The following is a 26,131-nucleotide window of genomic DNA, read 5'->3' as shown; positions in this document are numbered from 1 at the left end:
ATCCCTGAAAAGGATGGCATCAACTCAGTAAATTGCCCAGCGTCAACCGGCCAAGATAATTGACGCGCACCGGCCAAGATAGTTGACGCGCGACAGCCCGCGCATCACAAAGCACAGTAAACATACCGCTGCAAGGCGGTCGGGCTTACTTGTTGGGGTCTCTGGGATTCGAAGCCGCAAAATTAAGAACCGTGCGAGCCACAAAAGGAAATAAATACGTTCCCTTTTGCAAGCGAAGTGAAACCTGGTATTTTTAAAACTTGCGATTGATACTATAAATTAGTACCATATGACAAATGAAAGCCAAGCACCGAAAAACGCTGGAACTAATTTTTTCCAGGCCCACTCCCGCCGGAGTGAAGTGGAGCGACGCAGTAGCACTATTCATCGAGCTTGGCGCTGAAGTCACCGAACGAGAAGGCTCCCGCGTTGCCATATTCCTTTTCGGGCAAGTAAATGTAATGCATAGACCACACCCGTCCCCAGATATCGACAAAGGCGCGGTAGCCTCTATTCGCAGATGGCTGGAAGAAAATGGAGTGAAACCATGAAGAACGTAATGACTATTCGCGGCCAGCAAGCGGTAATTACCTACGACCCGGACATTGAAATGCTACGAGGCGAGTTCGTCGGCCTGAACGGCGGCGCAGATTTCTATGCAGCCGATGTAGCCGGGCTGCATCGTGAAGGCGAGCTCTCACTTAACGCCTTTATGGATGAGTGCGCCAAGCGTGGCATTCAACCTCGCAAGAACTTTTCAGGCAAGTTTGTATTGCGGGTCGCCCCCGGAATCCACGAGGCAGCCGTTACAGCCGCCGCGGCTAGCGGTGAAAGCTTGAATCAGTGGGTAGCCGAAGTCATCAAAGAGGCAGCGCACACTTAAAAAAGCCGCACTGAACGGCTAGATTGGGCTGGCGCCCAAGCTATCTACTTTCGTGTTGTCGTTCGTTCTCTTGGAGCGGAACTCTTTTTCGTCATGCGACGCCATTGTAGGCGACGGCTGAGATGGCTATATCCCGTACAACCGGGGGCTTCTTTTTGCGCCCCTCTCGTCAGTTCCCGCCAGGAAGGCTTTCACCATACTTGGCTACTTTACGAGCCGGTAGTGCCCCGAGTTGGCATAACCTCTTTCCGCTTCGCCACAGGTATTTCAATTGGCCTTCGCTCAGTTTCACAGCCCTTTTCCATAGACAAAATAGCTAGGTGGTTATACCTCTGGCGATAGGCATTGATTTCGATTTGCTCGGACTGGCTGAAATCCATAAAAAATAGCGGAACTAGGAACAATGCACCAGTAACGCCAAGTGCTACGTTTTTGCCAGTTTTCTCTGTATCCGGCGCCAGGCGCGCAACTTCAGACGTGATAAATGACATGTCCTGCTCAAGCGCTGCGCAGCTTTTTGCATTATCTCCGTACTGCTGAATCATTACCGGGTTTGCTGCCCTACCCGCGCAACCAGCTAGTGCGGCAACAGACAATAAAGTCACCGCTATGGATATTCTCCTCACAAGCCCATCCCTATTGCATTAGTAATCGAATTGTACTGAATTAAACAAAAAGAAACGGGAAACGGAAACGAGTGCAATTCTAGGATATGTTCGGCGCGTTGATGCTATATGCCACGCACATGACCGGCCGCCGCGCCGTCGGCCAGGAAACGAGCCCCACATTAAAGCGTAGGAATCGCAAGCACTGAAAGACCACACTTACCGAAATGAAGGCAATTCATCCGCAATGGTGCGCTCCATGCGCTCGACCTTTAGCCCCAGCTCAATGATCTGACGCGACAAAGCCAGCATGTTTTTAGTGTGCCTCATGAACACAAGCCTTGCCATCGCGACGGCGTAGGCGCATGAAACTGAAAATATCGACACGCCGAATCCGTACAAATCCAGTTTGGACGGAACCTCGACATAGCGATCGAAATAAACCACTCCAATAGCGCCAATCACGCCCTGAAGTGCGATAAGAAACCACATGAAGCGGGATTGTCTGGGGCGCCTTTTCTCTGTATTGCGGCTGGTTCCTATCTGGCTAAACGCAATGATCAACTGGCCCAGCCCGATCAGCACCGTGATCGCCGCAACAGCCAGCATCAACATTTCAATCTTATTCATTATCCGTGGGCTCCAGCCCGATTTTAAAGACAGGCCGTAGCTTAATCGAATTCCGCCCCGCCGCGTTTTCCTGTTATCCGCAAGCGCATAACGCGTGGTTGCTCAGCCCCCTGCCCTAGGAACTGTGCAGAGGGACCGCCTATCGCAGCGGTACTCGTCGCAGCTCGGGACTCCCCCATATTTCGGACTTCAGGTCAGGACCCGTTGCCGCGCCGAGCACGAACAACGAACGCTTGGAACTCGTGGATGGAAGACCATCGAAATGGTGCGAAAGTATGCGCACCTTGGGCAATCACACCTTGCGCATCACGCCGAAAATGTCACATTTCTGGCACACGCTACGCAAGAAAAAGAAAAAGCCGCGTAAGAGGCGGCTTTAACATACTGATTCTTCACAGGATTTATGGTGGGGCCTGTGGGGCTCGAACCCACGACCAAAAGATTAAGAGTCTTCTGCTCTACCAGCTGAGCTAAAGCCCCCTACCTGGAAAAGACGGTCATTCTAGCACCTTTTTTTCATGGCTGCAGAAAGGCCCGCGCTACCCCAATCAATGTCGCGAACGGCTTCGTTCCGGATACTTTCAGATAGACCGGGCCAGTTCCGCGGCCAAGCCAAGATAGCTGCGGGGGGTCAGTGCCAGCAGGCGGGCTTTGGGTTCGGGCGGCAGGTCGAGGCCATTGATGAATTCGGTCAGCCCTTCCTGGTTGATGCCCTTGCCGCGCGTAAGCGCCTTGAGCTGCTCGTAGGGCTGGGGCAAGCCATAGCGGCGCATTACGGTTTGCACCGGTTCGGCCAGAACTTCCCAGCACCTGTCGATGTCGGCGTCGATGGCGGCCTGGTTCAATTCCAGCTTGTTCAAGCCGCGCAAGCAAGAGTCCCAGGCGACCGCGCAATAGCCAAAGGCAACGCCCAAGTTGCGCAAGACGGTGGAATCGGTAAGGTCGCGCTGCCAGCGGGAAACCGGAAGTTTTTCAGACAAATGGCGCAAGACGGCATTGGCCAGCCCGATATTGCCTTCGGAGTTTTCGAAGTCGATGGGGTTGACTTTGTGCGGCATGGTCGAAGAGCCGACTTCGCCTTCTTTCAAGCGCTGCTTGAAGTAGCCCAGCGAGATGTAGCCCCAGATGTCGCGGTTCAGGTCAAGCAAAATGGTGTTGGCCCGGCCCACGGCGTCGAACAATGCCGCCATCCAGTCGTGCGGTTCGATCTGGATGGAATAGGGATTTTGCTTCAGGCCCAGCCCGGCCAGTACCTTGGCGCTGAATGCGGGCCAGTCGACCTCGGGATAAGCAGAGACGTGGGCGTTGTAATTGCCCGTGGCGCCGTTAAGCTTGGCCAGCGGTTGCACGGCTTCTATAGAAGCGATGGCCAGGTCAAGGCGCGCCGCGACGTTGGCGAACTCTTTGCCCAGCGTCGTTGGGCTGGCCGGCTGGCCATGCGTGCGCGACAACATGGGCTGGTCGGCGAACTGGCGCGCCAGTGTCTTCAGATGAGTGCCGATTTCCGTTAGGCGTGGAATGATGAATTGTGCGCGGGCGCGCGTCAGCATGAGCGCATGCGAGGTGTTGTTGACGTCTTCGGAGGTGCAGGCAAAGTGGATGAACTCGGCCGCACTGGACAGTTCGGCATCGCCAGCCACGCGCTCTTTCAGCCAATATTCCACGGCCTTGACGTCATGATTGGTGGTTTTCTCTATTTCCTTGATGCGGGCGGCATCGGCTTCGCAAAAATTCGCGACCAAACCTTGCAAAAGCGCCGTGGAAGCCGCGGAAAAACGGGGCAGCTCGGGCAAGCCGGCCTGCGACAAACCCAGCAGCCAGGCCACTTCTACCTCGACCCGATGGGCCATGAAGGCCGCCTCGGACAGGGTTTCGCGCAATACCTGCCCTTTGGCGGCGTAACGGCCGTCAAGTGGGGACAAGGCGTTCAAATGACTAAGTTGGTCGGCTATTTGCATCACGGCTCACGTAACTGAAAAATCAGCAGGCATTTTAGCATCGGCACCGCGCGGCACCCGCCAAGCGCCTTAGCCGGAAGGGATGCCCACCTTAGCGAAGCCAATAAACAACACATCGACGCGGGCCGGCATGGCTTGCGCCATTAAGCCTGCGGCGCCTCAACGACCCCCTGATATCCCTGCTATACTTTTCGAGCCAGTAACTTCCTTAGGTTGCCATGAAACTGATTGGTTCGCTGACGAGCCCTTATGTACGCAAAGTGCGTGTCGTAATGGCCGAAAAAAAACTTGAATACGAGCTTATCCTTGAAGATGTCTGGTCCAGCACGACGCAAATCCAGACATTCAATCCTTTAGGCAAAGTCCCCTGTCTGGTCATGGACGACGGAGGCAGCCTTTTCGACTCCCGCGTTATTGTTGAATACCTCGACACCTTGTCGCCGGTAGGCCGCCTTATTCCGCAGGCCAGCCGCGACCGCACCGCAACGCGCTGCTGGGAAGCCATTGCCGACGGCGTGCTTGATGCAGCGGTCTCCATCAATATTGAGAACACCAAACGGGAAGCGGAATTTCGCAGCGAAGCATGGGTGCAGCGCCAAATGGGCAAGATAGCCACTGCGCTGGAATTCATGGACAAAGGCCTTGATCCCCAGGCCTTCTGTATGGGCGTCAACTTCAGCCTGGCCGATGTGGCCGTGGGTTGCGCTCTTTCCTACCTGGATTTGCGCTTTCCGCAACTGGACTGGCGCAAGCAATACAGCAACCTCACCGTACTCGACGAGAAGCTGCAAGCACGGCCCTCGTTCATCAATTCGGCCCCCCCGAAATAAGCCTCGCCCCCAGGGCATCATTCCACTTCCCGGCCACGCAAACGCGCAGATCAAGCGCCGGCCTTGCTTCTATGCTGCCGCCGCAAAGCGCAAGCCTGGGTGTATGGAATTAAATGATGATGCCGCCGCCCAGGCAGATATCGCCGTCATACAAGACGGCCGACTGCCCCGGCGTTACCGCCCACTGTGCCTCGTCAAAGCCTAACGCAAACGCCTCCGGCTCGATCGACAGCAAAGCGCAGGCGGCATCGGACTGGCGATAGCGCGTTTTAGCGGCGTACCGCCCCGGTTCGGGCGCTGCGCCGGCGACCCAGCTTGCGTCCTGGGCCTGAAGCCGCTGCGCCAGCAGCCATGGGTGGTCGTGCCCCTGCACCACGTACAAGGTATTGTTTTCCAGGTCTTTGCGGGCGGTGTACCAGGCGTCGGCAGTGCCATCGTCGCGCTGCTTGCCCTTGATGCCGCCTATGCCCAGTCCCTTGCGTTGCCCCAGCGTATAAAACGACAAACCTTGATGCTCGCCGACCTTCGCGCCTTCGGGGGTTTTTATGGGGCCCGGCTGCGTCGGCAGATAGCGGTTGAGAAACTCACGAAACGGGCGCTCGCCAATAAAACAAATGCCGGTAGAGTCCTTTTTCGCTGCATTGGGCAATTGCAGCGAAGCCGCGATGCGCCGCACTTCAGTCTTGGGAATTTCGCCCAGTGGAAACAAGGTCTTGGAGAGCTGGGCCTGATTCAAGCGATGCAAGAAATAGCTTTGGTCCTTGCTTCGATCCAGGGCTTTAAGCAATTGATACTGCGGCCCATGTGCGGTTTCGACGGCCCGCACCCGTGCATAGTGGCCCGTTGCAATATGTTCGGCGCCCAGCGACATGGCGTGATCAAGGAATGCCTTGAATTTGATTTCTGCATTGCACAGGACGTCGGGATTGGGGGTGCGGCCGGCGGAGTATTCGCGCAGGAAGTCGGCAAAGACGCGGTCTTTATATTCCGCCGCGAAATTCACCGCTTCGATTTCAATGCCAAGAAGATCGGCCACGCTGGCGGCGTCGATCCAGTCCTGCCGCGTCGAGCAATACTCGGAATCATCGTCGTCTTCCCAGTTCTTCATGAACAGGCCCACCACTTCGTAGCCTTGTTCCTTCAAAAGCCAGGCGGTCACCGACGAGTCCACGCCTCCGGACATACCGACGACGACGCGTCCCTTTGATGCTGATAATGTAGTCATGCCGGTATTTTATCTGAACGGGCAAGCGCTTTGAGCGCGCCAGCCGCCACGCGGCACCCTGGCGGTCAAGCCTTGCAGGAGCTTTGCCCAGGCGGCAAGGCTTCTGTACTACTTGCTGGATTGAGGAACTGCGAACCAGCTGGCGCAAGACATTACGCCGGCGGAATCATTTTCCCGGGATTCAAGATATTGTTGGGATCGAAGGCCTGCTTTACTGCATGCATCAGATCAAGCGCATCGCGGCCGTGCTCGGCCAGCATGAATTCCATTTTGTGCAGCCCTATGCCATGCTCGCCGGTGCAAGTGCCCTGCATCTGCAAAGCCCGCGTCACAAGGCTCTGATTGATGCGCTCGGACTCTTGCCACTCCAGCGGGTTGTCGGGGTCCAGCAGCATCAGCACATGGAAATTGCCGTCACCGACGTGGCCCAGGATGGTATATGGGAAACTGGCCCGGTCCAGGTCGGCCGCTGTTTCCAGCACGCAGTCGGCAAGACGCGAAATAGGCACGCATACATCGGTCGTGCTGGAGCGCGAACCTGGCCGCAAATGCAGGCCGGCAAAATACGCGTCATGCCGGGCGGCCCACAGGCGCGACCTGTCTTCGGGATGTTCCGCCCACTCGAACGCCATCCCGCCGTTGGCCGAAGTGATTTCCTGTACTGTTTCGGCCTGCTCGCGCACCCCGCCCGGGCTGCCATGGAACTCGAACAGCAGCAGCGGCGACTCATGCAGGCTTAGCTTGCTGTACGCATTAGTAGCCTTGACGGCCGCCAGGTCCATGAATTCGACACGCGCCACCGGCACGCCCATTTGAATGATTTCAATGACGCTTTGCACGGCGGAATGCAGATCGGGGAAATTGCAGACGGCGGCGGACACCGCTTCGGGCTGAGGGTACAACCGCACCGTAACCTCGGTAATAATGCCCAGCGTGCCTTCGCTGCCCACAAACAAGCGAGTCAGGTCGTAGCCTGCCGACGACTTGCGCGCACGGCCAGCAGTTTGGATAATGCGTCCATCGGCCGTGACCACTTTAAGGCTCATGACGTTTTCCCGCATGGTGCCGTAGCGCACGGCATTAGTGCCCGAGGCACGTGTTGCCGCCATGCCACCAAGAGTGGCGTCAGCGCCCGGATCCAACGGGAAAAACAGGCCGGTGTCACGGATTTCAGCATTAAGCTGTTTGCGCGTTACGCCCGCCTGCACGGTAACCGTCAAGTCTTCGGCATTGACTGCCACGACTCGGTTCATGCCGGTCAGGTCAAGGCTGATGCCACCCTCCACAGCCAGAACATGGCCTTCAAGCGACGAGCCCGCGCCAAAGGCGACAAGCGGCACCTTATGCTCGTTGCAATGGCGCGCAACCCACGCAACCTCTTCCGTTGTAGCGGCATACACGACGCCGTCGGGCAAAGCGGGCGGATAAGGCGACTCGTCGCGGCCATGATGGTCGCGCACGCTGTGCGCCGTGGAAAAGCGGTCGCCAAAATGCGCGCCCAGCGCCTCAAGAAATCCCGCAGGAATCGGGCGGCGCTGGGCTTGATATTGCAAAACGGCATTCAATTGACCATCTCCTTGAAGCGTCCTACCTGGTAACCCGGAACCTGAGAAGGCGAACCAAACAGGACACTGGAACCCGCCATCAGCCCGCAGCACCCCATTTCAAGGGGGTTATCAAGCCGCGGCCGACTGTACGGCCAGCTTGCGGCGATTCCGCACGGCCAGCGCCAGGCGCTCTAGAACCTGAACCGAAGTGTCCCAGTCAATGCAACCATCGGTAATGCTTTGCCCGTAAGTCAACGGTTGGCCGGCAACCAGGTCCTGACGCCCGCCAACGAGATGGCTTTCGACCATGACGCCGCAAATACGCGCTTCGCCGCCTTCCATCTGGCGCGCCACATCGTCCAGGACCAGCGGCTGATTGCGATAGTCTTTGTTGCTGTTGGCGTGGCTGGCATCGATCATGATGCGCTGCGGCAAGCCGGCCTTGGCCAGAACCTGGCATGCCTGCTCGACATTTTCCGCATCGTAATTAGGCACTTTACCGCCGCGCAGGATGACGTGGCAATCGTTGTTTCCGGCTGTCGAGACAATGGCCGAATGCCCGCCCTTGGTAACCGACAGGAAATGATGGGACTGCGACGCCGCTTTGATGGCATCGACCGCAATTTTAACGTCGCCGCCGGTGCCGTTCTTGAATCCCACTGGACACGACAGCCCCGACGCCAGTTCGCGGTGCACCTGGCTTTCGGTGGTGCGTGCCCCAATTGCGCCCCATGAAACCAGGTCGGCGATGTACTGGGGGGTGATCATGTCAAGAAATTCGCAGCCGGCCGGTATGCCCATATTATTGACATCAAGCAGCAATTTGCGCGCCGTGCGCAAGCCAAGATTGATATTGAAACTGCCGTCCAGGCCCGGGTCGTTGATCAGGCCCTTCCAGCCTACTGTCGTGCGGGGCTTTTCGAAGTAAACCCGCATGATGATCTCAAGTTCGTCCTTGTGTTGTTCGCGCAAGGCTTTTAGCCTGTCTGCATACTCGAGTGCGCCGTCGACGTTATGGATGGAGCAAGGCCCAATAACTACTACCAACCTGTCGTCCTGGCCGTGCAAAATATCGTGCACGGCATGCCGCGCCGCATACACGGCGGCCGACGCCTCGCGAGTGCCGGCAAACTCGCGCATGACGTGCGCGGGCGGGCTCAGTTCTTTGATTTCTCGGATACGTAAATCGTCGGTATTGTGTGACACTTGTTGCTCCAGGGTGTGATGCCAACTTAGCAAGCGATATAAAAAAAGCCGCCAAGCTACTAAGCTGGCGGCTTTTTGGGAATTTAGTTTTTACAACGCACTACGTTTCCCTTCCTCCACCAGCGGCTTTGGAAAAGCAAAATAAAAGAAGTAAAACGAATTTACGTTGTGCATAAAGTAAATCCTAGCATAGTTTTCCAATACATCCAAGCCAAAACGCTGGCCTCGCTACCGAAAACAACACCCGCAGCCCTTTGCACCTGGTTGCAATGCAATAAGAGCGCCCCGAGCCCACGCATGCAAATGTATTATGCCGCGCGCGAACGCCGCCATTCAAACGGTGCATTCATTCGCAACGAAGTAATTTGAACTGAAATAATATTATGGGTTATCATTTTTACAGGAACGAATGCCGGAACCGCAGGGAATATCCCACGCAAACCATCCTGAAGAGCTGGCCGATGGCGGGCTTTCTAAAAGGACCTCTCATGAAACACTCCCTCTGGACCACCCTACTTTCCAGTGTTGCCATACTGGCGCTGAACGCCGCCGGCACATCCAGCGCGGCAACTTTGCAACAGATAAAAGACAAGGGCGTCGTGCGTATCGCCATCGCCAATGAAATACCCTACGGATATAGCGGCCTGGACGGCAAGGCTAAAGGCATAGGCCCGGATGTCGCCCAGCAAGTCATGAAACAACTGGGCGTTAAAAAGATTGAATGGTCGACCACGGGTTTCAGTTCGCTTATCCCAGGCTTGAAAGCGCACCGCTTCGATATGGTGGCAGCGGAGATGGCTATCCTGCCCCAGCGCTGCCAACAAGTGCTGTTCTCGGACCCCAATAGTTCCTACGGCGAAGGTTTGTTGGTGGCCAAGGGCAACCCCGACAAACTGCATTCGTTCGAACAATTCAGCCAGGGTCAAGCCAAGGTCGCCATCATGGCGGGCGCCGATCAGCTTGAAATGCTGCAAGCGCTGGGCGTGCCCCAGAGCAATATTCTTACCATTGCAAGCAACGCGGACGCCATCTCGACGGTTTCCACGGGACGCGCCAGCGCCTATGCGGCCACCAGCCTGACCGTGAGCCAGCTAGCTGGGAAGAGCCCTCGCGTTGAAGCCGCCTCCGACTTCTCGGATCCGGTCGTTCATGGCCAGCCTGTACGCAGTTGGGGCGCTTTTGCATTCGCCAAGGATTCCCAGGAACTGCGCGATGCCTTCAATGCCGAGCTGGCCAAGTTCAAAAGCACGCCTGCCTGGCGCAAGATCATGGCGCAATATGGCTTCAGCGACGCCGACATGAAGGCGTCCTTCGACAAGAAGGAAAGCCAATTGTGCGCCCAATAGAAGAAGTGGCGGGCGGCCCGGCGGTAAAGGTAGATAAGACCCCCACGCTTCGCCGCTCGCGCGCCTCGCTGCCCCCCGAGGGGGCGCGTTTACCTTGGGGCGGCCCGGCGGTAAATAAGACCCCCACGCTTCGCCGCTCACGCGCCTCGCTGCCCCCCGAGGGGGCATGTTTACCTTGGGGCGGCCCGGCGGTAAATAAGACCCCCACGCTTCGCCGCTCACGCGCCTCGCTGCCCCCCGAGGGGGCGCGTTTACCTTGGGGCGGCCCGGCGGTAAATAAGACCCCCACGCTTCGCCGCTCGCGCGCCTCGCTGCCCCCCGAGGGGGCGCGTTTACCTTGGGGCGGCCCGGCGGTAAATAAGGCCCCCACGCTTCGCCGCTCGCGCGCCTCGCTGCCCCCCGAGGGGGCGCGTTTACCTTGGGGCGGCCCGGCGGTAAATAAGGCCCCCACGCTTCGCCGCTCGCGCGCCTCGCTGCCCCCCGAGGGGGCGCGTTTACCTTGGGGCGGCCCGGCGGTAAACGGGGCCCCCACGGAGTGCCATTGATGGAGTGGCTGGATTACTTGCCGCCGCTGATGAAAGGGGCTTGGGTGACTGTGCAGTTGGCTGTGTATTCGACTGTGCTGGGCGGGATTTTCTCTTTTGCGTTTGGCATGGGCAAGCTGGCGTCCAATCGCGCATTGCGGGCGTTTTCAATAGCCGTCATCGAGTTCTTCCGCGGCACGTCGCTGCTTGTGCAACTGTTCTGGCTTTACTTTGCCCTGCCCTTGCTGGGCCAAAGCCTTGGTGTCGACTTGCGTCTGCCGCCTGTACTGGCCGGCGTCCTGGCTCTAAGCCTGAATATCGGCGCCTATGGGGCCGAAGTCGTCCGAGGCGCGCTTCAGGCCGTGCCGCGCGAACAGACCGAGGCGGCGCAAGCGCTGGACTTCACACCACGGCAAATCCTGTGGCGCATCCGCCTGCCGCAGGCTGTTCCGGAAATGATGCCCAGCTTTGGCAACCTGGCGGTACAAAACCTGAAAGACACTGCGCTGGTCTCGTTGGTCGGGCTAAGCGACCTGGCATTTCGCGCCGAGCAGATACGCAATATCACCCAGGACAACACCACCATTTATACGCTGCTGTTGCTCATGTATTTCGGCATGGCGCTGGTCCTTACCCTGTGCATGAAACTGCTGGAGCGCTCTGTGGGCCGCTGGCGTTCGGGAGGAACCTGACATGCTGTTCGGCATAAGCTGGAATCTGGACGGCGGCAACTGGCTGTTCGCATGGTCCATACTGCCCATTCTGCTGCGGGGCCTGCTTGTTACGGTGCAGGCCGCGGCGCTGGGCTTTGTGGTGGCCGCCATATTGGGCTTGCTGCTAGCTGCACTGAAAGGCGCGCAATCGCGCTGGGTGTCGTGGCCCGCCAAAGCACTAAGCGAATTCATTCGCGATACGCCGCTATTGGTGCAACTGTTCTTTCTATATTACGTCTTGCCCGATTACGGCATCGTGCTGCCCGCCTTTCTGACCGGGGCGCTGGCCCTGGGTATACAGTACAGCGCTTATACCTCGGAGGTCTATCGGGCAGGCCTGGAATCAGTGCTGAAGGGGCAGGCCGAAGCGGCGCGGGCCCTGGACCTTACTCCACTGCGCATCTTTGCCGTCATTGTCCTGCCGCAAGCCATCCCGCGCATTATCCCCGCATTGGGCAATTACTTGGTTTCCATCATGAAAGATGTGCCGGTGCTATCGGTGGTCTCGGTGCTGGAAATGCTCAATGTCGCCAAAATCATTGGAGACCGCAGCTTCAATTACCTGATTCCCCTCTCCATGGTCGGAGCCCTGTACCTGGTGCTTACCTTGGCCTCATCCGCCGGCGTACGCTACCTGGACAACCGCCTGCCTAAACAAGGACTGCCCCTGCGATGAACGAACCCATTATCAAACTGGAAAAGGTCGTCAAGCGCTTTGGCGACACAACTGTTCTGAACGAACTGGATTTTGAAGTGCAACCGGGCGAGAAAGTCACCATCATCGGCCCTTCCGGTTCGGGCAAATCCACGGTTCTGCGCATACTGATGACCTTGGAGGGCATCGACTCGGGCATGATCTACGTGGCCGGCCAACCCCTTTGGCATGAATATAAGAACGATGCGCTGGTTCCAGCCGGCGAGGCTCATTTGCGCAATATGCGCAAGCACATGGGCATGGTCTTTCAGCAGTTCAATCTTTTTCCGCACATGACGGTGCGCCGCAATATCACCGAAGCGCCGGTCCATGTACTGGGATTGTCCAAGCATGAAGCCCGCCAGCGAGCCGAAGAGTATCTGGAGCTGGTCGGGCTGGCCGACCAGGCCGACAAATTCCCGCGCCAGCTGTCCGGCGGGCAGCAACAGCGCGTCGCCATTGCCCGCGCCCTGGCAATGCGTCCGCGTATTATGTTGTTCGACGAGCCTACATCGGCCCTCGATCCCGAACTGGTAGGCGAAGTATTGAGCGTCATCCAGCGCCTGTCGCAAGAGCATGATCTGACCATGCTGCTGGTGACGCACGAGATGCAATTTGCGCAGCAAATATCCGACCGCGTGTGCTTTTTCGACAAGGGCGTCATCGTCGAACAGGGTACGCCCGAGACGCTGTTTGCCAATCCCGTCGAACCGCGAACCCGTGAGTTCTTGAAAGGCGTGACACTAGAGGCGACTGTCGAGCAAGATGCTTAGTTAGCCCTTGCACGGCCGGTCCATGTCTATCGCAGGGCTCATGACCACAAGAATGCAACGAAGCGCCGCCGCAATCAGGCGACGGCGCTCGAATCCAAGCACATTGAACGCAGCGCCAAACGACGCTATTCCGCGCTCAAGTCGATAGCGCTGCAGCTTCCAGCGGCTCGAGCATTTCGATCCGTTCGCGTGCCGCGATATAGTCGGGACGCGGAGCCAAACCGTACTTGGGCGGGTTGAGCGTGTTTTCCATGCTGTTGTAAACCATGAAAACATTGGCTCGCGGCCAAGGCGAGATATTGCCCGTGGATCCGTGCATGGTGTTGCAGTCGAAAAACACGACCGACCCCGCCTTGCCCGTGACTGTGCGTATTCCGCCGTTCTCGGCCAGCAATTGCAGGCTGATCGCGTCAGGTACACCGTACTCCTGCTTGCGCAAGGACTCTTTGAAGTTTTCATCCGGAGTCTGGCCCTGGCAGGAAATAAACTGCGACTGCGAACCGGGAATCAACATCAACGGGCCGTTGCATTCATTATTGTCGGTCAGCAGTACCGAGCAACTCAAGGCACGCATCGCCGGCATACCGTCCTCGACATGCCAGGTTTCAAAGTCTGAATGCCAATAGAACTCCTTGCCTTTGAAGCCCGGCTTCATGTTGGCCCGCGACTGGTGAATATAAACCTCGGAGCCCAGAATCTGCCTTGCCACATGCAGCAAGCGTGGGTCCCTGGCAAGGCCGGCTATCCGGGCATTGAGTTCGTGCACCCGGAAGATCGACCGCACGGCATCGCTGCCTGGCTCGCGGATAGCCTCATCGCGCCGGGTAACAGCGGGATCGGAACTCATGCTTCGAATCTCATTCAGCAGCGCGTCCGCTTCCTGGGCATCGAACAAGTCTTCCAGCACAATGAACCCATCCCGCTGGTAATCGGCTAGCTGTGTGGCGCTAAGGGCCTGAGCATATTGGCCTTCGCCATAAACCACCGGCTCGCGCCTGCTGATAATGGCTGCGCTCCGGTCTGTGCGCGATACATACGGATCGCTCATGGAGATCTCCATAATATGTACTCCTTCTTATCTGAATCTAGGCTGCACTTTTGTCAGCGGGATAAACCCCCTTGTCATCGTGCACCTCAAAACCCGTGAGCGGCGGATTGAATACGCAAATCACTCGCAGGGGTTTCTCGCCTCCGCGCAACCAGTGTTCGTCGTTTTCGTTCAGCGCATAGACGACACCGGGCCCCAAGGCATACTTTTTTCCGTCGGCAATCGTTTCGATCTCGCCATCGCCCTCGATGCACCAGACAGCTTCGAGGTGATGCTGATAATGGATATGAGTTTGCGTATGAGGAAAAATTATGGTCTCGTGAAACGAAAAGCCCATGCCATCTTTTTGCAGCAGCACACGGCGGCTAAGCCAGTTCTCGGTCTTGATCTCGTGTTCGGTGCCAATCACCTCATTCACATTCTTGACTATCATCGACGCTTTCCTCCAAATTTCAGCACATGGGCACTTGCGCCTTTGGCGGCAAGCACTTCACCTGTACTGCGTTCAATTATTTCCAGGCCCTTTTTCAATTGCTCGTCGCTAATCGTCAAGGCCGGCAAGACTTTCAATACTTCATCATTGGCGCCAGAGGTTTCGATGACAAGTCCGTGCTCAAATGCTTTGTGGGCAATCTGATTGGCCACATCGCTATCGGCCGGCGTTGCCAAACCTTGGATCAACCCGCGTCCGCGTACACTAAGCCCCACTCCCGGATAGCTGTGAACCAGGTTCTCCAGCCAATCACGAACCAGTTCTTCCTTGCGACGGATCTCGTCCGAGAACGCGCTATTGGTCCAGTAGCTGTCCAGCGCTTGCGCAGCCGTGACAAAAGCCAGGTTATTGCCGCGGAAAGTACCGCTGTGCGCGCCCGGCTTCCAGATATCGAGCTCGGGCTTCATCAGCACCAGCGACATCGGCAGGCCGAAACCCGACAAGGACTTGGACAAGGTAATGATGTCGGGGCGAATGCCCGCGGACTCGAAACTGAAGAAGCTGCCGGTGCGGCCGCAGCCCACCTGGATATCGTCAATGATCAAGAGCATGTCGTACTGATGGCACAAGCGCTCCAGGTCCTTGAGCCAGCGCCGCGTTGCGACATTGACCCCGCCTTCGCCTTGCACCGTTTCGACGATGACCGCCGCCGGACGATCCATGCCGCTGCTGGGATCGTCCAGCATGCGTTCAAGGTAAGCAATGGTATTGACGTCGGGTCCCAGATACCCGTCGTACGGCATGAATGTTGTATTTCCCAGCGCCACGCCGGCCGCTTCGCGGAACTTGGCATTGGCGGTCACGGCCAAAGAGCCGCCGCTCACGCCATGGAAGCCATGCGTGAACGAGATGACATTGGGCCGCCCTTTAACTTGCCGCGCAAGCTTGAGCGCCGCCTCGACTGCATTCGTGCCCGTTGGGCCGGTGAACTGCAATTTATAATTCCAGCTGCGCGGCTTGAGCAGCACGCGTTCGACGGTTTCCATGAAATACCGCTTGGCGCCCGTAGCCATATCCAGGCCGTGCACCAATCCATCGGTGTTCAAGTAGTCGATCAGCTTTTCTTTAAGAATGGGATTGTTGTGGCCGTAGTTGAGTGTTCCGGCTCCGCTGAAAAAATCAATGTATTCCTTGCCTGATTCATCAATCAGCACCGATCCCCTGGCCTGACTGAACACAACGGGGAACGACCGGACGTAGCCTCGGACTTCCGACTCCATCCGGTCAAAAATTTTTAAGTCCATCATTTTTACTTCCTCTCTCGTTGATAAGGCAAAGAGCAAAGCCAGGACTTGCTACAGACCAGACTAACCCGCCACCTCCTTGATTGAAAAAATACCGCTGCGCGGTTCGCTGCCCACCGGCGATAAAAAACACCCTCACGCCTCAGAACGGCCCAATACGGATAAGACGCTCGTCTTCGTGAGCGCTTGGCCCGAACAGGCTGCGATCGAACAACAAGCTTTCATGCATTGGTGCGTTCAGGTGCCCGGCCAGGCCCTGGAACATCCTGCGCGAGGACGCATTGTCCGGGCCGACCGTGGTTTCGACATACCTGGCTTGCCGTGCCGCAGGGCGGGCAAGCAGGCTGCGCAACAAATGACCTCCCAGCCCCAAGCCCCGCGCACGCTGGTGCACGGCAACTTGCCAAACGAATAGCACATCGGTTTTTTGGGGGGGAAGATAGGCGGACACAAAGCCATCGAGCTGGCCGCCCCGCAGCGCAACGAGGCAGGTGTCCGCAAAATGCTCGCTAAGAAGCAAATAGGTGTAGACGGAATTTAGGTCCAGCGGCGGGCACTGCTGAATTAACCCATGGACCGCGTGGGCATCGCTGCGTTCGGGGCTGCGTAGAACCACCTGCCCTGGGTTGAGATGTTGAGTTCCCGGCGACGGGGTAATGGAAGAATCGATCGAAGAAATTGATGATGTACTTTCAGTCAAACCGCCAATCCCGATTCTGGTGGCACGGAGCCATCGGGCACCTCTAATATTGGTGAAACAGCCTCTTCGTGCGCCAGCGCCACACCGTCGGACTCCATGAGCCTGACAATGCGTTCCAGCGACAAGGTAATAGTGGCCTGTTCCAGTTCAGGTAGCTCATTGAGCGCGTCCGCCATTTTTTTCTGCATCGGCGAAGGGGTATTTGCAGCCAGATCGACGCCGGCCTGGGTGGCAGAAACAAATACGATTCTGCGATCTTCGCGCCCGCGTTCACGGCGCACCAAGCCTTTGTCTTCAAGGCGGTCCAGGATGCCCACGACAGTGCTGGGACTGACGTGGATTTCACGGCTGATTGCCGTTGCGGTAATGGGCTGGCCGTTGTCGATGACCGCCCGCAGGCATATGAGCTGCGGGGCGGTGATGTTGCTGCATGCGGCCAGTTGCCGCGAGTGCAAGGCAATCGAGCGGGTAATGCGGCGCAAGGCACGCAAAATGCGCAAGTCGTATTGTGTGTTTTCCACTTGATTGTCCATGTAGCGAAAAATTCGGTAATTCAGTTCAACTAAATTGATTTGAACTGAAATCATATGCCCATGAACTAATCGTGTCAACAGTGGTACTGGGCGAATTTGGGTGTTATGGCGGGGAGTTTTTGGGGTGATTGGCTATAGCGGTGGCGAGGAGAAATGCCTTGAGCCTGATAGTTTGTAACAACGGATTACAGGGACATGAATATGCCGATCTTCTCTCTTGATGTCCTGATGCCCTGCTTGATGCTGGCGCCGTCTGCATTGCCGCGGATAGCGGGATAAACACGCCGGTGGCGGGGAAGGCAGGGCGTGCCGGCCCTGGAGACCGGTTCGGCGCGCGGGGCGCCGAACCAGTCACGAGGAGAACAATCAGTCCCCGCCCGCGGCGCCACGTGTAAAGAACCTTCGTCAACAGAACTAGGCCGTGCCGCCCACCGTCAAGCCATCCATGCGGATCGTAGGCATTCCAACGCCCACGGGTACGCTTTGACCTTCTTTCCCGCAAGTGCCCACGCCCGAATCCAGTTGCATATCGTTGCCTATCATGCTGACACGCGTCATTGCTTCAGGGCCGCTGCCGATAAGCGTTGCGCCCTTCACCGGATAGGTTATTTTGCCGTTTTCGATCATATAGGCCTCGGAGGCCGAAAACACGAACTTGCCGCTGGTGATATCAACCTGTCCGCCGCCGAAATTGGCGGCGTACAAGCCCTTTTTCACCGAAGCCAAGACGGCTTCCGGCGCCTCTTTGCCCGACAACATATATGTATTGGTCATGCGCGGCATCGGCAAATGCGCGAACGACTCGCGCCGCCCATTGCCGGTAACAGCCGTTTTCATCAGGCGAGCATTCAGCGAGTCCTGCATATAGCCTTTGAGTATGCCGTCTTCAATCAGCACATTGCGCTGGGTGCGATTGCCTTCGTCGTCGATATTGAGCGACCCGCGGCGATCAGCCAATGTGCCGTCGTCGACCACTGTGACGCCTTTGGAAGCTACCCGCTCGCCAATGCGGCCTGAAAACACACTCGATCCTTTTCGGTTGAAGTCGCCTTCAAGGCCATGCCCCACCGCTTCGTGCAGCAAAATGCCGGGCCAGCCCGAGCCCAGGACGACCGTCATCTCGCCAGCCGGGGCCGGACGGGCCTCTAGATTGACCAAAGCCTCGTGGGTGGCGCGCTGCACATAAGAACGCAGGATATCGTCGGTGAAATAATCCAGGCCCGTGCGGCCGCCGCCGCCCCCATGCCCCATTTCGCGGCGCCCGTCGCGCTCGGCAATAACGGTTAGCGACAAGCGCACCAAAGGACGCACGTCGGCGGCCAGGCGTCCGTCGCTGCCGGCAATCAGCACCACGTCGTACTCCATACCCAGACCCGCCATCACCTGAATGATGTGCGGGTCGGCCGCACGTGCCATTGCCTCAAGGCGCTCGAGTAGCGCAACTTTTTCAGGGGCCGACAAGGTGTTCAACGGGTCGATGGCCGGATACAGCGCATGGGCGGCATCCTTGCCCGGCGTAATGATCTTTTGGCGGCCCGCGCCCTGACGGGCGATGGTGCGCACCGCCCTGGCCGAAGACAGCAAAGCGTCGCTGGACAGAGTGTCAGAATAAGCGAAGGCGGTTTTCTCGCCGCTGAGGGCGCGCACGCCCACGCCCTGGCCGATGGAAAAACTGCCGGTCTTGACTATGCCTTCTTCCAGACTCCAGCCCTCGCTGCGCGTGTACTGAAAATACAAGTCCGCGTAATCGACTTTGTGCGTGAATATTTCACCCAGCGCGCGCGCCATGTCCGACTCGGTCAGCCCCCAGGGGTCCAGCAAAACAGATTTAGCCGTAGCCAGTGCACTAATGGAAGGGTCTGCGATTTTCATAAAAAAGTACCGTATATAAACGTTTACATCGTACGATGCATCAAGGCCGGCAAGGCCTGGCGCACCTCGGCCATTCGTTGTTGGCTGATATTGCCCGCCACGAACCCCGGGCCTTCCGCAAGGTCGGCGACAATATTGCCCCATGGATCAATTAGAACAGAATGTCCCCAGGTGCGCCGGCCGTTTTCATGCTTGCCCCCCTGTGCCGGCGCAAGCACATAGCATTGATTCTCGATAGCCCTTGCGCGCAACAGAACTTCCCAGTGCGCCGACCCTGTCGTATAAGTAAATGCCGCCGGCAAAACAATCAGGCTGACCTCGCCGAAAGCCCGAAACAACTCGGGAAAACGCAGGTCATAACAGATGGACAACCCCACCCTGCCGCAGGGCGTCTCAAAAACCTGGGGGCTGTTTTCACCAGGCCGGATCGATACGGATTCGTCGTAGGACTCATCGCCCTTGGTGAATCCGAACAAATGAATCTTGTCGTAGCGGGCGACGAAGTTGCCTTCGGGGTCATACACCATGCTGGTGTTATATATGCGGTCAGAATCGGGGCTAACAAGGGGCAAGGTGCCCCCCACCAGCCAAACTCCATGCCGCCGAGCCTGCTGGCTTAGAAAATTTTGAATCGGCCCGTCCCCGACAACCTCGCGCAGCGTGACTTTATCGCGATCATGCCGGCCCATCAGGCAAAAATACTCAGGCAAGGCAATTAGTTGGGCTCCATCGGCGGCCGCCTCCGCAATCAGGCTGCCCGCCTGTTTCAGATTTTGCTCCAGCGATGTGGACGAAACGGTTTGGACCGCGGCTACCCGGAAGTCTTCCTTAAGTGCAAGCATGTCAGTTCTATGATTTAAGAGTTAATCGGTCTTTGTATCTGATTGAAATAATAATATGTTTATATTTAAACGGGCGAGAAACAAAACTTTGCAACCCGCGGCATTTCTGTAATACCATTTGCAGTTGCTGCCGATTTTGAATTAATCCGCAATATTATCTTCACCAGTCCTAGCAAGGAATAACGAATGACGCGTGACAATTACGCTGCCCTTCAATTAAAAATCGAAAAAGAAATTACCCGCCTACAAAAACAGGCTAAAGCGCTTCAAGCCAAACAGCGCAATCCTATTATTGCGTCGATTATCCAATCTATGCGTGAATATGACATTAGCCCCGACGAACTGGCTGCCGCCCTGGCCAAAAAGCCAGCCGCCGCGCGCCGCAAAGCCGAAAACAATGCCGAGCCGCCCCAAGCCAGGCGCACCGTACCGCCCAAATATCGCCATCCCGACACTGGCGATACCTGGACCGGCCGAGGCAAAGCGCCGCGCTGGCTGGCCGATGCTCTGGCCCAGGGCAAAACCCGCGACGATTTTCTGATCAATAAATAATCGTCAAAATGCCCGGCATGTACTGCCGGGCATTTTCTTCGTTAACGTTGCCGCTCGTAGCGGATTTCCCGCTGCTGCCCGTTATTGCCCGGAAAGCCGTCGAAAACCGCACGAGTCAAATACGGCATGACATTCAATAGATTATCGTGGGAAGAAGCGCTGACCGCGCTGGATCGATACACCTCGACGCCGTTGCGCGCATTATCCTTGATGATTACGGTCAGCGTATTTTTATATACCTGCACCGGTACGTTCACTACAGGCGGCGAATAAAAAACGCCACCGCCCCAGCCGCCTCCGTAATACCCGCCCCAAGGCCCAAACCCCGGCCCGAAACCATTATAAAAATAAGGATCGGCATATTGCTGAACCCAAGTTTGGGTTACTGGATTGCCATAATCGAAAGACACATTGAATCGCGCTTTCTGGCCCGGCTGCGCTTCTACCAGGCCTGTGCGCCCGATATTGGCGCGTATCATGTCGGAATAGGTTTGATATTCAAGATTACCCGTCTGCCCGGACTCGGGGACAATATGGTAGGTCTTGCCCGCTGCGTCCGGCGGCCATTGTTCAAAACTGGTGACCCGCGCCGACCAAGTCGGGGCCGCGCAACCGGCCAGAATGGCCATGCAGGCCAGCACCATCGCAGCCCGCCAGGACGAAATTAATTTTTGCCCGAAAAAATGCAACATAAGCGCTCCTGCACTTTATATAACGGAATCCGCCGTTCTACATAAGACCATAATGCAAGCCTAAGGTTGCATTATCCTCACAAAAACTCCCCATTGCGCAAACATTACAATAGGGATACTGAATTTTCACGAATCGATCAGGTTTTTGCCATGCGTACTGATACAGCACCCACTATTTCCCGCCACGATTATCAGCCCTACCCCTATCGGCTGCCTCAGGTCGAACTCGTTTTCGATCTGGACGACGTTCAAAGCCGGGTCACCAGCAAGCTTTCGTTCGAGCGTGTCGGGGCCGAAGGCAGCCCCCTGGTCCTGAATGGGGAAGACCTGGCACTGGAATCCGTGGTGCTGAACGGACGCAAGCTGGATGCGGGCGACTACCAGCTCAACGAAGAAACGCTTACAGTTTTCCCGACCGAAGCTGCCATTACCCTTGAAGTTGTAAGCCTATGCAAACCGGCGCAAAATTCTACCCTTATGGGTTTGTATGTGTCGGGCAACAATTTGTTCACACAATGCGAAGCCGAAGGCTTTCGCCGCATTACCTGGTTTCCGGACCGCCCCGACGTCATGTCGCGCTATCGCGTCACCCTGCGCGGCGACAAAGCGCGTTATCCCTTGCTGCTATCCAACGGCAATCTGCTGGAAAGCCAGGATTTACCGGACGGCCGCCACCAGGCCATCTGGGAAGATCCGCACCCCAAGCCCAGCTATTTGTTCGCGCTGGTTGCGGGCGACTTCAGTTGCCGGGAGCAGGCTATCCAGACGGCAAGCGGACGCGATGCCCTGCTCCAGGTCTACAGCGACCGGGGCTCTGAAGACAAAACCGAGTGGGCCCTGGACAGCCTGGCGCGGGCCGTCAAATGGGATGAAACGCGCTTTGGCCTGGAGCTGGATTTGGATCGCTTCATGGTGGTCGCAGCCCGCGACTTCAATATGGGCGCCATGGAAAACAAGGGCCTCAATGTTTTCAATTCGTCCTATGTACTGGCCGACCCCGATACGGCTACCGATGCCAGCTACCATGCCATTGAAGGCGTGATCGGACATGAATACTTCCATAACTGGACAGGCAACCGCGTTACCTGCCGCGACTGGTTCCAGCTTTCGCTAAAAGAAGGCCTTACCGTCTTTCGCGATCAGGAATTTTCTGCCGACATGATGGCCCACGGTTTGACCCAGGGCGAAGCCGCCAGCGCGCGCGCCGTCAAACGCATCGACGACGTCACCGCCCTGCGGACTGCCCAGTTCCCCGAAGACGCTGGCCCCATGGCCCACCCTATCCGCCCCGAAAGCTATCAGGAAATCGGCAACTTCTATACCGCCACGGTCTACGAAAAAGGCGCTGAAGTCATCCGCATGCAGCACACACTGCTTGGCGAAAGCGGATTCCGCGCCGGCATGGACGAATACTTCCGTCGCCACGATGGCTCGGCGGTGACCTGCGACGACTTCGTCAACGCTATGGAGTCCGTCTATATCAAGCAGAATCCCGGCAAAGACCTGAAGGTCTTCCGGCAATGGTATTCGCAAGCCGGCACGCCTCGCGTCAAGGTCGAACTGGACTACAACGCAGCGGCCAAATCCTGCCGCATTACACTAAGCCAGCATTGCGAGCCGGTCGGCATCGAGAAGCTGCGCGAGCCCCAGTCTGAAAAGCCGCCTTTGCTCATCCCGTTCGCTCTGGGCTTGCTGGACGAACACGGCAACGGCATCAGCCTGAAGCACGAAGGCAAGCAGTTGGACACCGTTGTGCTCGAATTGGATACGCGCCGGCAGACGTGGGAATTCGGCAATATTCCCAGCCAGCCCATCCCCTCTTTGCTGCGTAATTTCTCGGCTCCGGTCATTGTCGATTATGCTTACTCGACTGCCCAACTGGCCTTGCTGGCCCAGCACGACAGCGACCCCTTCGCCCGCTGGGAAGCAGGCCAGGAACTGGCCACCCGGCAGTTGCTGAAGCTGGTCGCCGCCATTCAAGCCAAAGCGCCGTTGGACGTCGACCCGGAATTCATCGAATCCTGGCGCGCCGTGCTGCAGGACCAGCAGCTTACGCCCGCCTACCGCAGCCGGGCGCTGACCTTGCCGGGCGAAAAAATCTTGTTGGAGAAAACGCTTCCCATGGATCCGGCAGCCGTAGCCGGCGCCCGCCGCCATCTGCGCGAAACGCTCGGCCGGGAGCTGGCGCCGCTCTGGTTGGAAGCCTTGCATAGCGCCGACTCCGGCACCTCTGCTCCTTACAGTCCGAACGGCCTGCAAGCCGGCCTGCGCTCACTGAAAAACCTGGCGCTGGCGTATCTGGCTGCAGGCAATCATCCGCAAGCAACGGACTTGGCATCCAGGCAATACTATGAAGCGCGCAATATGACCGACCGCATGGGCGGGCTTGCCGCCCTGGTCAACCAGCAAGACGCCTCGGCCGGCGCGCAGGCGCTGCAGCACTTTTACGAGCAATGGCAGCACAATCCGTTGGTCATCGACCGCTGGTTCACCGTCCAGGCCACCGCGCCCTCCACCCGCGTGTCCACCGTGCGCACCCTGATGCAGCACCCGGCATTCACCTTGCGCAATCCCAACCGCGCCCGTTCGCTGATTTTCCAGTTTTGCATGAATAATCTGCAAGGCGCACATACCTCCGAAGGCTACGAGTTCTGGGCCGACCAGGTAATTGCCCTGAACGACATGAATCCCGAAATCGCCGCCCGCCTGGCACGTGCATTCGATAACTGGTCGCGGTATATTCCCGCCAACCGCGAAGCCATTCGCCAAAGCTACGAACGCATCCAACAACACCCCACTCTCTCGCGCAATGTCGCCGAGATCGTGACCAAAGCCTTGAAAATCTAGCAGGAGTCCAACTTGAAACGCAAAACCCTCACGCAATATCTTGTCGAGCAACAGCGCAACGGCAACGCCGTCACCGCCGAACTGCGGCTACTGCTCGAAACTGTGGCGCGCGCCTGCAAAGGCATAGGCCACGCCGTGACCAAGGGCGCCTTGGGCGGCGTGCTGGGCAGCCTGGAAAGCGAGAACGTACAAGGCGAAGTGCAAAAGAAGCTGGACGTGCTGTCCAATGAAATCCTGCTCGAGGCCAATGAATGGGGCGGCAACCTGATGGCCATGGCTTCCGAAGAAATGGAAACCATCCATCGCATTCCCAATGAATACCCCAAAGGCGGCTATCTGCTGCTGTTCGATCCCCTGGATGGCTCATCGAATATCGACGTCAACGTTTCCATCGGCACGATCTTCTCGGTATTGCGCGCCCCCGAGGCGGCCAGCACACGCGAAGTCGAAGAAGCCGATTTCCTGCAACCCGGCACACAGCAGGTCGCCGCCGGCTATGCCGTGTACGGGCCGCAAAGCATGCTGGTGCTGACTGTCGGCAATGGGGTCGTGGGCTTTACCCTGGACCGCGAAATGGGCACCTGGGTACTCACCACCGAAAGCATGACCATCCCGCAAGACACCAGCGAGTTCGCCATCAACATGTCCAATATGCGGCACTGGGAAGGCCCGGTCAAACGCTATATCGACGACTGCCTGGCCGGCGAAACCGGCCCCCTGGCGAAAAACTACAACATGCGCTGGATAGCCTCGATGGTTGCCGACGTACACCGCATCATGACCCGCGGCGGCATCTTCATGTACCCGCGCGACGAGCGTCCCTCAGGCAAAAAAGGCAAGCTGCGCCTGATGTACGAAGCCAACCCCATGAGCTTCATCGTAGAACAAGCCGGCGGCGCGGCCACCGATGGCGAACAGCGCATCCTGGATGCCCAGCCCAACGCCCTGCACCAACGCATCGGCGTCGTCATGGGTTCGAAAAACGAAGTCGAGCGCGTTTCGCGCTATCACATGGAAGACTAGCTTTTTAGCGCCAGGCAAACGCCAAGCCATCCGAACTCCCCGCCCCCCCCCGGCGGGAGCCGGCCTGCGGCGTTAAATTTGCCGAAATCTATCGCTGCCGCATAGCCGTAGTCGAAAAACTTCACTTTCAATGACGGCGCCGGCATCACGATCGCGCAGAATGGCTGGACGACCACCTCGCTGGACAAAGTCCACAACAAGAACTCGCTGTATGGCCCCGTATCGTCCGCCAAGAGCAGCGAAGCCGGACAATGCAACCATGTGTCGGCATCCAGTGCCGCAGTACGGAAAATACAGCCCAAGCAGCGAATTTTTCTCCACTTGGCATCGCTTGGTGATAAAGTAGCCGAGCAGAATTAAACAACCAATAACGAGACAATAAAAATGACAATCGGACGAGTCGTTCCAAGAACCAGTGCTGTCGTTTTTTCCATGCTTTGCTACGCCGGCTGTGCATCGTTGGCATGGGCGGAGCCCCTGGACCTTCCCAAGGTCAAGAATGAAACACTGTCCGCATTGCTGGAGCAGGCCAATGCCGAATACCAGCGCTACGCCGTCCATGCCGACGACTACTTCAAGTTCGACCCTGCCAAGCAGTGGCCCTGCAAGGTCTCAGACGAGCAATTGCGCGACTGGACGGGAACCATCGATTCGGCGGACCAAACGCACAACAAGCCAAAAACTGCCGCCGCGCCAGCCGCCAAGGTTTCGGAATACGGCTATTCGTTTGCAAATACCGCTTTTCATCCAGTCGTTGCAGCCTGTAAAAACGGCAAACCCGATGGAAATATCGAACTGGTCTATGAAAGAGACCGCAAGGCGTGGGGCCCGACATACCAGGGCGCGTCGCGGCAGCAGGGCAAAGTAACGCTGCATGTGGTCGACGGCAAGGCGCAACACACGATCGACCTCCGGACAGCCGTCGATGCACCGGCGGCAAATGACGCGGCCAACAAGAAAAAGCCCGCTATGGCAGCGAAGTCGCCCAGCATAACGGCCAGTGCCGAGCATCTTGAGAAAAGCGGCGTCTCTGCTGCAACCATTCTAAAGATCGACGCGACAAAGCCCATGATGTATTTTTTCAAGCGTCCGGTTGCGGGCAATCGGATCGAAAGAACCGTGTATACCGGCGCGACCCTGACAGCCATCGAAATGCAGGACAAAGCGGGCCGTGCCGATGGCCCTACCCTTACGTATAAAGACGGGCAGGCGCAAAAGAAGTGCTTCAAGCACGGCCAGCCGCTGGCAACGAAAAACTGCAGCTGAAAAAGCTGCGGGCAACGCCAATGGCGCAGCCCGCGGCAAGCAACGGGCAAACGCCCAAGGCGCTTAGGCTGAAGCCGAAACAAGC

At 57.4% G+C, this 26,131-nt stretch carries 25 protein-coding genes and 1 tRNA gene; 11 read left to right on the top strand and 15 right to left on the bottom strand.

All coding sequences use genetic code 11. The features are described 5' to 3' along the window. Positions 1–296 precede the first annotated feature (296 nt). Together DFR37_RS21420 and DFR37_RS21415 are read left to right on the top strand one after the other, a co-directional pair. The gene (locus DFR37_RS21420) at positions 297–551 is read left to right on the top strand and encodes a type II toxin-antitoxin system HicA family toxin (RefSeq protein WP_113935214.1); all 255 of its coding nucleotides are present in this window, start codon (positions 297–299) and stop codon (positions 549–551) included. Then, the gene (locus DFR37_RS21415) at positions 548–883 is read left to right on the top strand and encodes a type II toxin-antitoxin system HicB family antitoxin (protein WP_113935213.1); all 336 of its coding nucleotides are present in this window, start codon (positions 548–550) and stop codon (positions 881–883) included. The genes DFR37_RS21420 and DFR37_RS21415 overlap by 4 nt, the downstream gene beginning before the upstream one ends. A 209-nt stretch (positions 884–1,092) precedes the next feature. Here the strand turns inward: DFR37_RS21415 and DFR37_RS21410 are convergent, their stop codons facing one another. The 4 genes from DFR37_RS21410 to purB all read right to left on the bottom strand — a co-directional run bounded on the left by DFR37_RS21410 (position 1,093) and on the right by purB (position 4,076). Beyond that, positions 1,093–1,428: a hypothetical protein gene (locus tag DFR37_RS21410; RefSeq protein WP_113935212.1), complete on the bottom strand. Its 336-nt coding sequence runs from the start codon at positions 1,426–1,428 to the stop codon at positions 1,093–1,095. Positions 1,429–1,707: 279 nt separating this feature from the next. Then, positions 1,708–2,118 carry a hypothetical protein gene (locus DFR37_RS21405; RefSeq protein WP_113935211.1) on the bottom strand — a complete coding sequence of 137 codons (411 nt, stop codon included), beginning with the start codon at positions 2,116–2,118 and terminating at the stop codon, positions 1,708–1,710. Between the two features lie 404 nt (positions 2,119–2,522). Continuing rightward, positions 2,523–2,598 (bottom strand) — tRNA-Lys (locus DFR37_RS21395). Positions 2,599–2,699: 101 nt separating this feature from the next. Then, positions 2,700–4,076, bottom strand: a complete 1,377-nt coding sequence (purB, locus tag DFR37_RS21390) for an adenylosuccinate lyase (protein ID WP_113935209.1) — start codon at positions 4,074–4,076, stop codon at positions 2,700–2,702. A 218-nt stretch (positions 4,077–4,294) separates the two neighbouring features. Between purB and DFR37_RS21385 the strand changes: the two genes are divergently transcribed. Further along, positions 4,295–4,906, top strand: a complete 612-nt coding sequence (locus DFR37_RS21385) for a glutathione S-transferase N-terminal domain-containing protein (RefSeq protein ID WP_113935208.1) — start codon at positions 4,295–4,297, stop codon at positions 4,904–4,906. 109 nt (positions 4,907–5,015) lie between these two features. On the opposite strand, the gene mnmA is transcribed toward DFR37_RS21385, so the two are convergent. The 3 genes from mnmA to aroG all read right to left on the bottom strand — a co-directional run bounded on the left by mnmA (position 5,016) and on the right by aroG (position 8,884). Then, positions 5,016–6,131, bottom strand: coding sequence for a tRNA 2-thiouridine(34) synthase MnmA (gene mnmA / locus DFR37_RS21380; RefSeq protein WP_113935207.1), 1,116 nt, complete (start codon positions 6,129–6,131; stop codon positions 5,016–5,018). A 152-nt stretch (positions 6,132–6,283) separates the two neighbouring features. Further along, entirely contained in the window at positions 6,284–7,696 is a 1,413-nt protein-coding gene (locus DFR37_RS21375; protein WP_113935206.1) for an FAD-binding oxidoreductase, read from the bottom strand. Positions 7,697–7,807: 111 nt separating this feature from the next. After that, the gene (gene aroG / locus DFR37_RS21370; protein ID WP_113935205.1) at positions 7,808–8,884 is read right to left on the bottom strand and encodes a 3-deoxy-7-phosphoheptulonate synthase AroG; all 1,077 of its coding nucleotides are present in this window, start codon (positions 8,882–8,884) and stop codon (positions 7,808–7,810) included. Between the two features lie 488 nt (positions 8,885–9,372). Between aroG and ehuB the strand changes: the two genes are divergently transcribed. The 4 genes from ehuB to ehuA all read left to right on the top strand — a co-directional run bounded on the left by ehuB (position 9,373) and on the right by ehuA (position 12,934). Then, the gene (gene ehuB, locus DFR37_RS21365; protein WP_113935204.1) at positions 9,373–10,230 is read left to right on the top strand and encodes an ectoine/hydroxyectoine ABC transporter substrate-binding protein EhuB; all 858 of its coding nucleotides are present in this window, start codon (positions 9,373–9,375) and stop codon (positions 10,228–10,230) included. A gap of 544 nt (positions 10,231–10,774) precedes the next feature. Next, on the top strand, positions 10,775–11,446 hold the full coding sequence (gene ehuC, locus DFR37_RS21360; RefSeq protein WP_113935203.1) for an ectoine/hydroxyectoine ABC transporter permease subunit EhuC: 672 nt from the start codon (positions 10,775–10,777) through the stop codon (positions 11,444–11,446). Between the two features lies 1 nt (position 11,447). Next, entirely contained in the window at positions 11,448–12,143 is a 696-nt protein-coding gene (ehuD, locus tag DFR37_RS21355) for an ectoine/hydroxyectoine ABC transporter permease subunit EhuD (RefSeq protein WP_113935202.1), read from the top strand. Further along, positions 12,140–12,934, top strand: a complete 795-nt coding sequence (ehuA, locus tag DFR37_RS21350) for an ectoine/hydroxyectoine ABC transporter ATP-binding protein EhuA (RefSeq protein WP_113935201.1) — start codon at positions 12,140–12,142, stop codon at positions 12,932–12,934. The genes ehuD and ehuA overlap by 4 nt, the downstream gene beginning before the upstream one ends. Before the next feature lie 136 nt (positions 12,935–13,070). On the opposite strand, the gene thpD is transcribed toward ehuA, so the two are convergent. The 7 genes from thpD to DFR37_RS21315 form a co-directional block, all read right to left on the bottom strand. After that, positions 13,071–13,994 (bottom strand): ectoine hydroxylase, encoded by a 924-nt coding sequence (gene thpD / locus DFR37_RS21345; RefSeq protein ID WP_113935200.1) that lies wholly within the window; start codon positions 13,992–13,994, stop codon positions 13,071–13,073. A 25-nt stretch (positions 13,995–14,019) separates the two neighbouring features. Beyond that, the gene (locus tag DFR37_RS21340) at positions 14,020–14,415 is read right to left on the bottom strand and encodes an ectoine synthase (RefSeq protein WP_113935199.1); all 396 of its coding nucleotides are present in this window, start codon (positions 14,413–14,415) and stop codon (positions 14,020–14,022) included. After that, entirely contained in the window at positions 14,412–15,719 is a 1,308-nt protein-coding gene (gene ectB, locus DFR37_RS21335; protein ID WP_113935218.1) for a diaminobutyrate--2-oxoglutarate transaminase, read from the bottom strand. The genes DFR37_RS21340 and ectB overlap by 4 nt, the downstream gene beginning before the upstream one ends. A 142-nt stretch (positions 15,720–15,861) precedes the next feature. Next, positions 15,862–16,419: a diaminobutyrate acetyltransferase gene (ectA, locus tag DFR37_RS21330; RefSeq protein WP_218951517.1), complete on the bottom strand. Its 558-nt coding sequence runs from the start codon at positions 16,417–16,419 to the stop codon at positions 15,862–15,864. Beyond that, positions 16,416–16,952: a MarR family winged helix-turn-helix transcriptional regulator gene (locus tag DFR37_RS21325; protein ID WP_113935216.1), complete on the bottom strand. Its 537-nt coding sequence runs from the start codon at positions 16,950–16,952 to the stop codon at positions 16,416–16,418. The genes ectA and DFR37_RS21325 overlap by 4 nt, the downstream gene beginning before the upstream one ends. Positions 16,953–17,366: 414 nt before the next feature. After that, positions 17,367–18,824 carry a metalloprotease TldD gene (tldD, locus tag DFR37_RS21320; protein ID WP_113935198.1) on the bottom strand — a complete coding sequence of 486 codons (1,458 nt, stop codon included), beginning with the start codon at positions 18,822–18,824 and terminating at the stop codon, positions 17,367–17,369. Positions 18,825–18,847: 23 nt separating this feature from the next. After that, positions 18,848–19,666, bottom strand: a complete 819-nt coding sequence (locus tag DFR37_RS21315) for a carbon-nitrogen hydrolase family protein (RefSeq protein WP_113935197.1) — start codon at positions 19,664–19,666, stop codon at positions 18,848–18,850. A 186-nt stretch (positions 19,667–19,852) separates the two neighbouring features. On the opposite strand from DFR37_RS21315, the gene DFR37_RS21310 reads away from it, so the two are divergent. Next, positions 19,853–20,218, top strand: a complete 366-nt coding sequence (locus tag DFR37_RS21310; RefSeq protein WP_113935196.1) for an H-NS histone family protein — start codon at positions 19,853–19,855, stop codon at positions 20,216–20,218. 41 nt (positions 20,219–20,259) lie between these two features. Here DFR37_RS21310 and DFR37_RS21305 read toward each other — a convergent pair whose 3' ends face one another. Further along, on the bottom strand, positions 20,260–20,910 hold the full coding sequence (locus DFR37_RS21305) for a DUF4136 domain-containing protein (protein ID WP_113935195.1): 651 nt from the start codon (positions 20,908–20,910) through the stop codon (positions 20,260–20,262). A gap of 150 nt (positions 20,911–21,060) precedes the next feature. Here DFR37_RS21305 and pepN point away from each other — a divergent pair, with 150 nt between their 5' ends. The 3 genes from pepN (at position 21,061) to DFR37_RS21285 (ending at position 26,046) form a co-directional block, all read left to right on the top strand. Then, positions 21,061–23,757, top strand: coding sequence for an aminopeptidase N (gene pepN, locus DFR37_RS21300; protein WP_113935194.1), 2,697 nt, complete (start codon positions 21,061–21,063; stop codon positions 23,755–23,757). A 12-nt stretch (positions 23,758–23,769) separates the two neighbouring features. After that, complete coding sequence (locus DFR37_RS21295; RefSeq protein ID WP_113935193.1) at positions 23,770–24,780, top strand: class 1 fructose-bisphosphatase; 1,011 nt, start codon at positions 23,770–23,772, stop codon at positions 24,778–24,780. A 384-nt stretch (positions 24,781–25,164) separates the two neighbouring features. Then, positions 25,165–26,046: a hypothetical protein gene (locus DFR37_RS21285; RefSeq protein WP_147251654.1), complete on the top strand. Its 882-nt coding sequence runs from the start codon at positions 25,165–25,167 to the stop codon at positions 26,044–26,046. Positions 26,047–26,131: the final 85 nt, after the last annotated feature.

The sequence above is a fragment of the Eoetvoesiella caeni genome (assembly GCF_003315175.1).
GTDB classification, from domain to species: Bacteria; Pseudomonadota; Gammaproteobacteria; order Burkholderiales; family Burkholderiaceae_B; genus Eoetvoesia; species Eoetvoesia caeni.
Note: the sequence above shows the minus strand (reverse complement) of the source record. Positions and strands in the feature narration are given on the sequence as shown.

What these genes read in the sequence shown, in the direction of transcription:
- DFR37_RS21420 (WP_113935214.1), top strand. Translation starts at nt 297, where the DNA reads ATGAAAGCCAAGCACCGAAAAACGCTGGAACTAATTTTTTCCAGGCCC.
- DFR37_RS21415 (WP_113935213.1), top strand. Translation starts at nt 548, where the DNA reads ATGAAGAACGTAATGACTATTCGCGGCCAGCAAGCGGTAATTACCTAC.
- DFR37_RS21410 (WP_113935212.1), bottom strand. Translation starts at nt 1,428, where the DNA reads ATGATTCAGCAGTACGGAGATAATGCAAAAAGCTGCGCAGCGCTTGAG.
- DFR37_RS21405 (WP_113935211.1), bottom strand. Translation starts at nt 2,118, where the DNA reads ATGAATAAGATTGAAATGTTGATGCTGGCTGTTGCGGCGATCACGGTG.
- purB (WP_113935209.1), bottom strand. Translation starts at nt 4,076, where the DNA reads ATGCAAATAGCCGACCAACTTAGTCATTTGAACGCCTTGTCCCCACTT.
- DFR37_RS21385 (WP_113935208.1), top strand. Translation starts at nt 4,295, where the DNA reads ATGAAACTGATTGGTTCGCTGACGAGCCCTTATGTACGCAAAGTGCGT.
- mnmA (WP_113935207.1), bottom strand. Translation starts at nt 6,131, where the DNA reads ATGACTACATTATCAGCATCAAAGGGACGCGTCGTCGTCGGTATGTCC.
- ehuB (WP_113935204.1), top strand. Translation starts at nt 9,373, where the DNA reads ATGAAACACTCCCTCTGGACCACCCTACTTTCCAGTGTTGCCATACTG.
- ehuC (WP_113935203.1), top strand. Translation starts at nt 10,775, where the DNA reads ATGGAGTGGCTGGATTACTTGCCGCCGCTGATGAAAGGGGCTTGGGTG.
- ehuD (WP_113935202.1), top strand. Translation starts at nt 11,448, where the DNA reads ATGCTGTTCGGCATAAGCTGGAATCTGGACGGCGGCAACTGGCTGTTC.
- ehuA (WP_113935201.1), top strand. Translation starts at nt 12,140, where the DNA reads ATGAACGAACCCATTATCAAACTGGAAAAGGTCGTCAAGCGCTTTGGC.
- thpD (WP_113935200.1), bottom strand. Translation starts at nt 13,994, where the DNA reads ATGGAGATCTCCATGAGCGATCCGTATGTATCGCGCACAGACCGGAGC.
- DFR37_RS21340 (WP_113935199.1), bottom strand. Translation starts at nt 14,415, where the DNA reads ATGATAGTCAAGAATGTGAATGAGGTGATTGGCACCGAACACGAGATC.
- ectB (WP_113935218.1), bottom strand. Translation starts at nt 15,719, where the DNA reads ATGGACTTAAAAATTTTTGACCGGATGGAGTCGGAAGTCCGAGGCTAC.
- DFR37_RS21325 (WP_113935216.1), bottom strand. Translation starts at nt 16,952, where the DNA reads ATGGACAATCAAGTGGAAAACACACAATACGACTTGCGCATTTTGCGT.
- tldD (WP_113935198.1), bottom strand. Translation starts at nt 18,824, where the DNA reads ATGAAAATCGCAGACCCTTCCATTAGTGCACTGGCTACGGCTAAATCT.
- DFR37_RS21315 (WP_113935197.1), bottom strand. Translation starts at nt 19,666, where the DNA reads ATGCTTGCACTTAAGGAAGACTTCCGGGTAGCCGCGGTCCAAACCGTT.
- DFR37_RS21310 (WP_113935196.1), top strand. Translation starts at nt 19,853, where the DNA reads ATGACGCGTGACAATTACGCTGCCCTTCAATTAAAAATCGAAAAAGAA.
- DFR37_RS21305 (WP_113935195.1), bottom strand. Translation starts at nt 20,910, where the DNA reads ATGTTGCATTTTTTCGGGCAAAAATTAATTTCGTCCTGGCGGGCTGCG.
- pepN (WP_113935194.1), top strand. Translation starts at nt 21,061, where the DNA reads ATGCGTACTGATACAGCACCCACTATTTCCCGCCACGATTATCAGCCC.
- DFR37_RS21285 (WP_147251654.1), top strand. Translation starts at nt 25,165, where the DNA reads ATGACAATCGGACGAGTCGTTCCAAGAACCAGTGCTGTCGTTTTTTCC.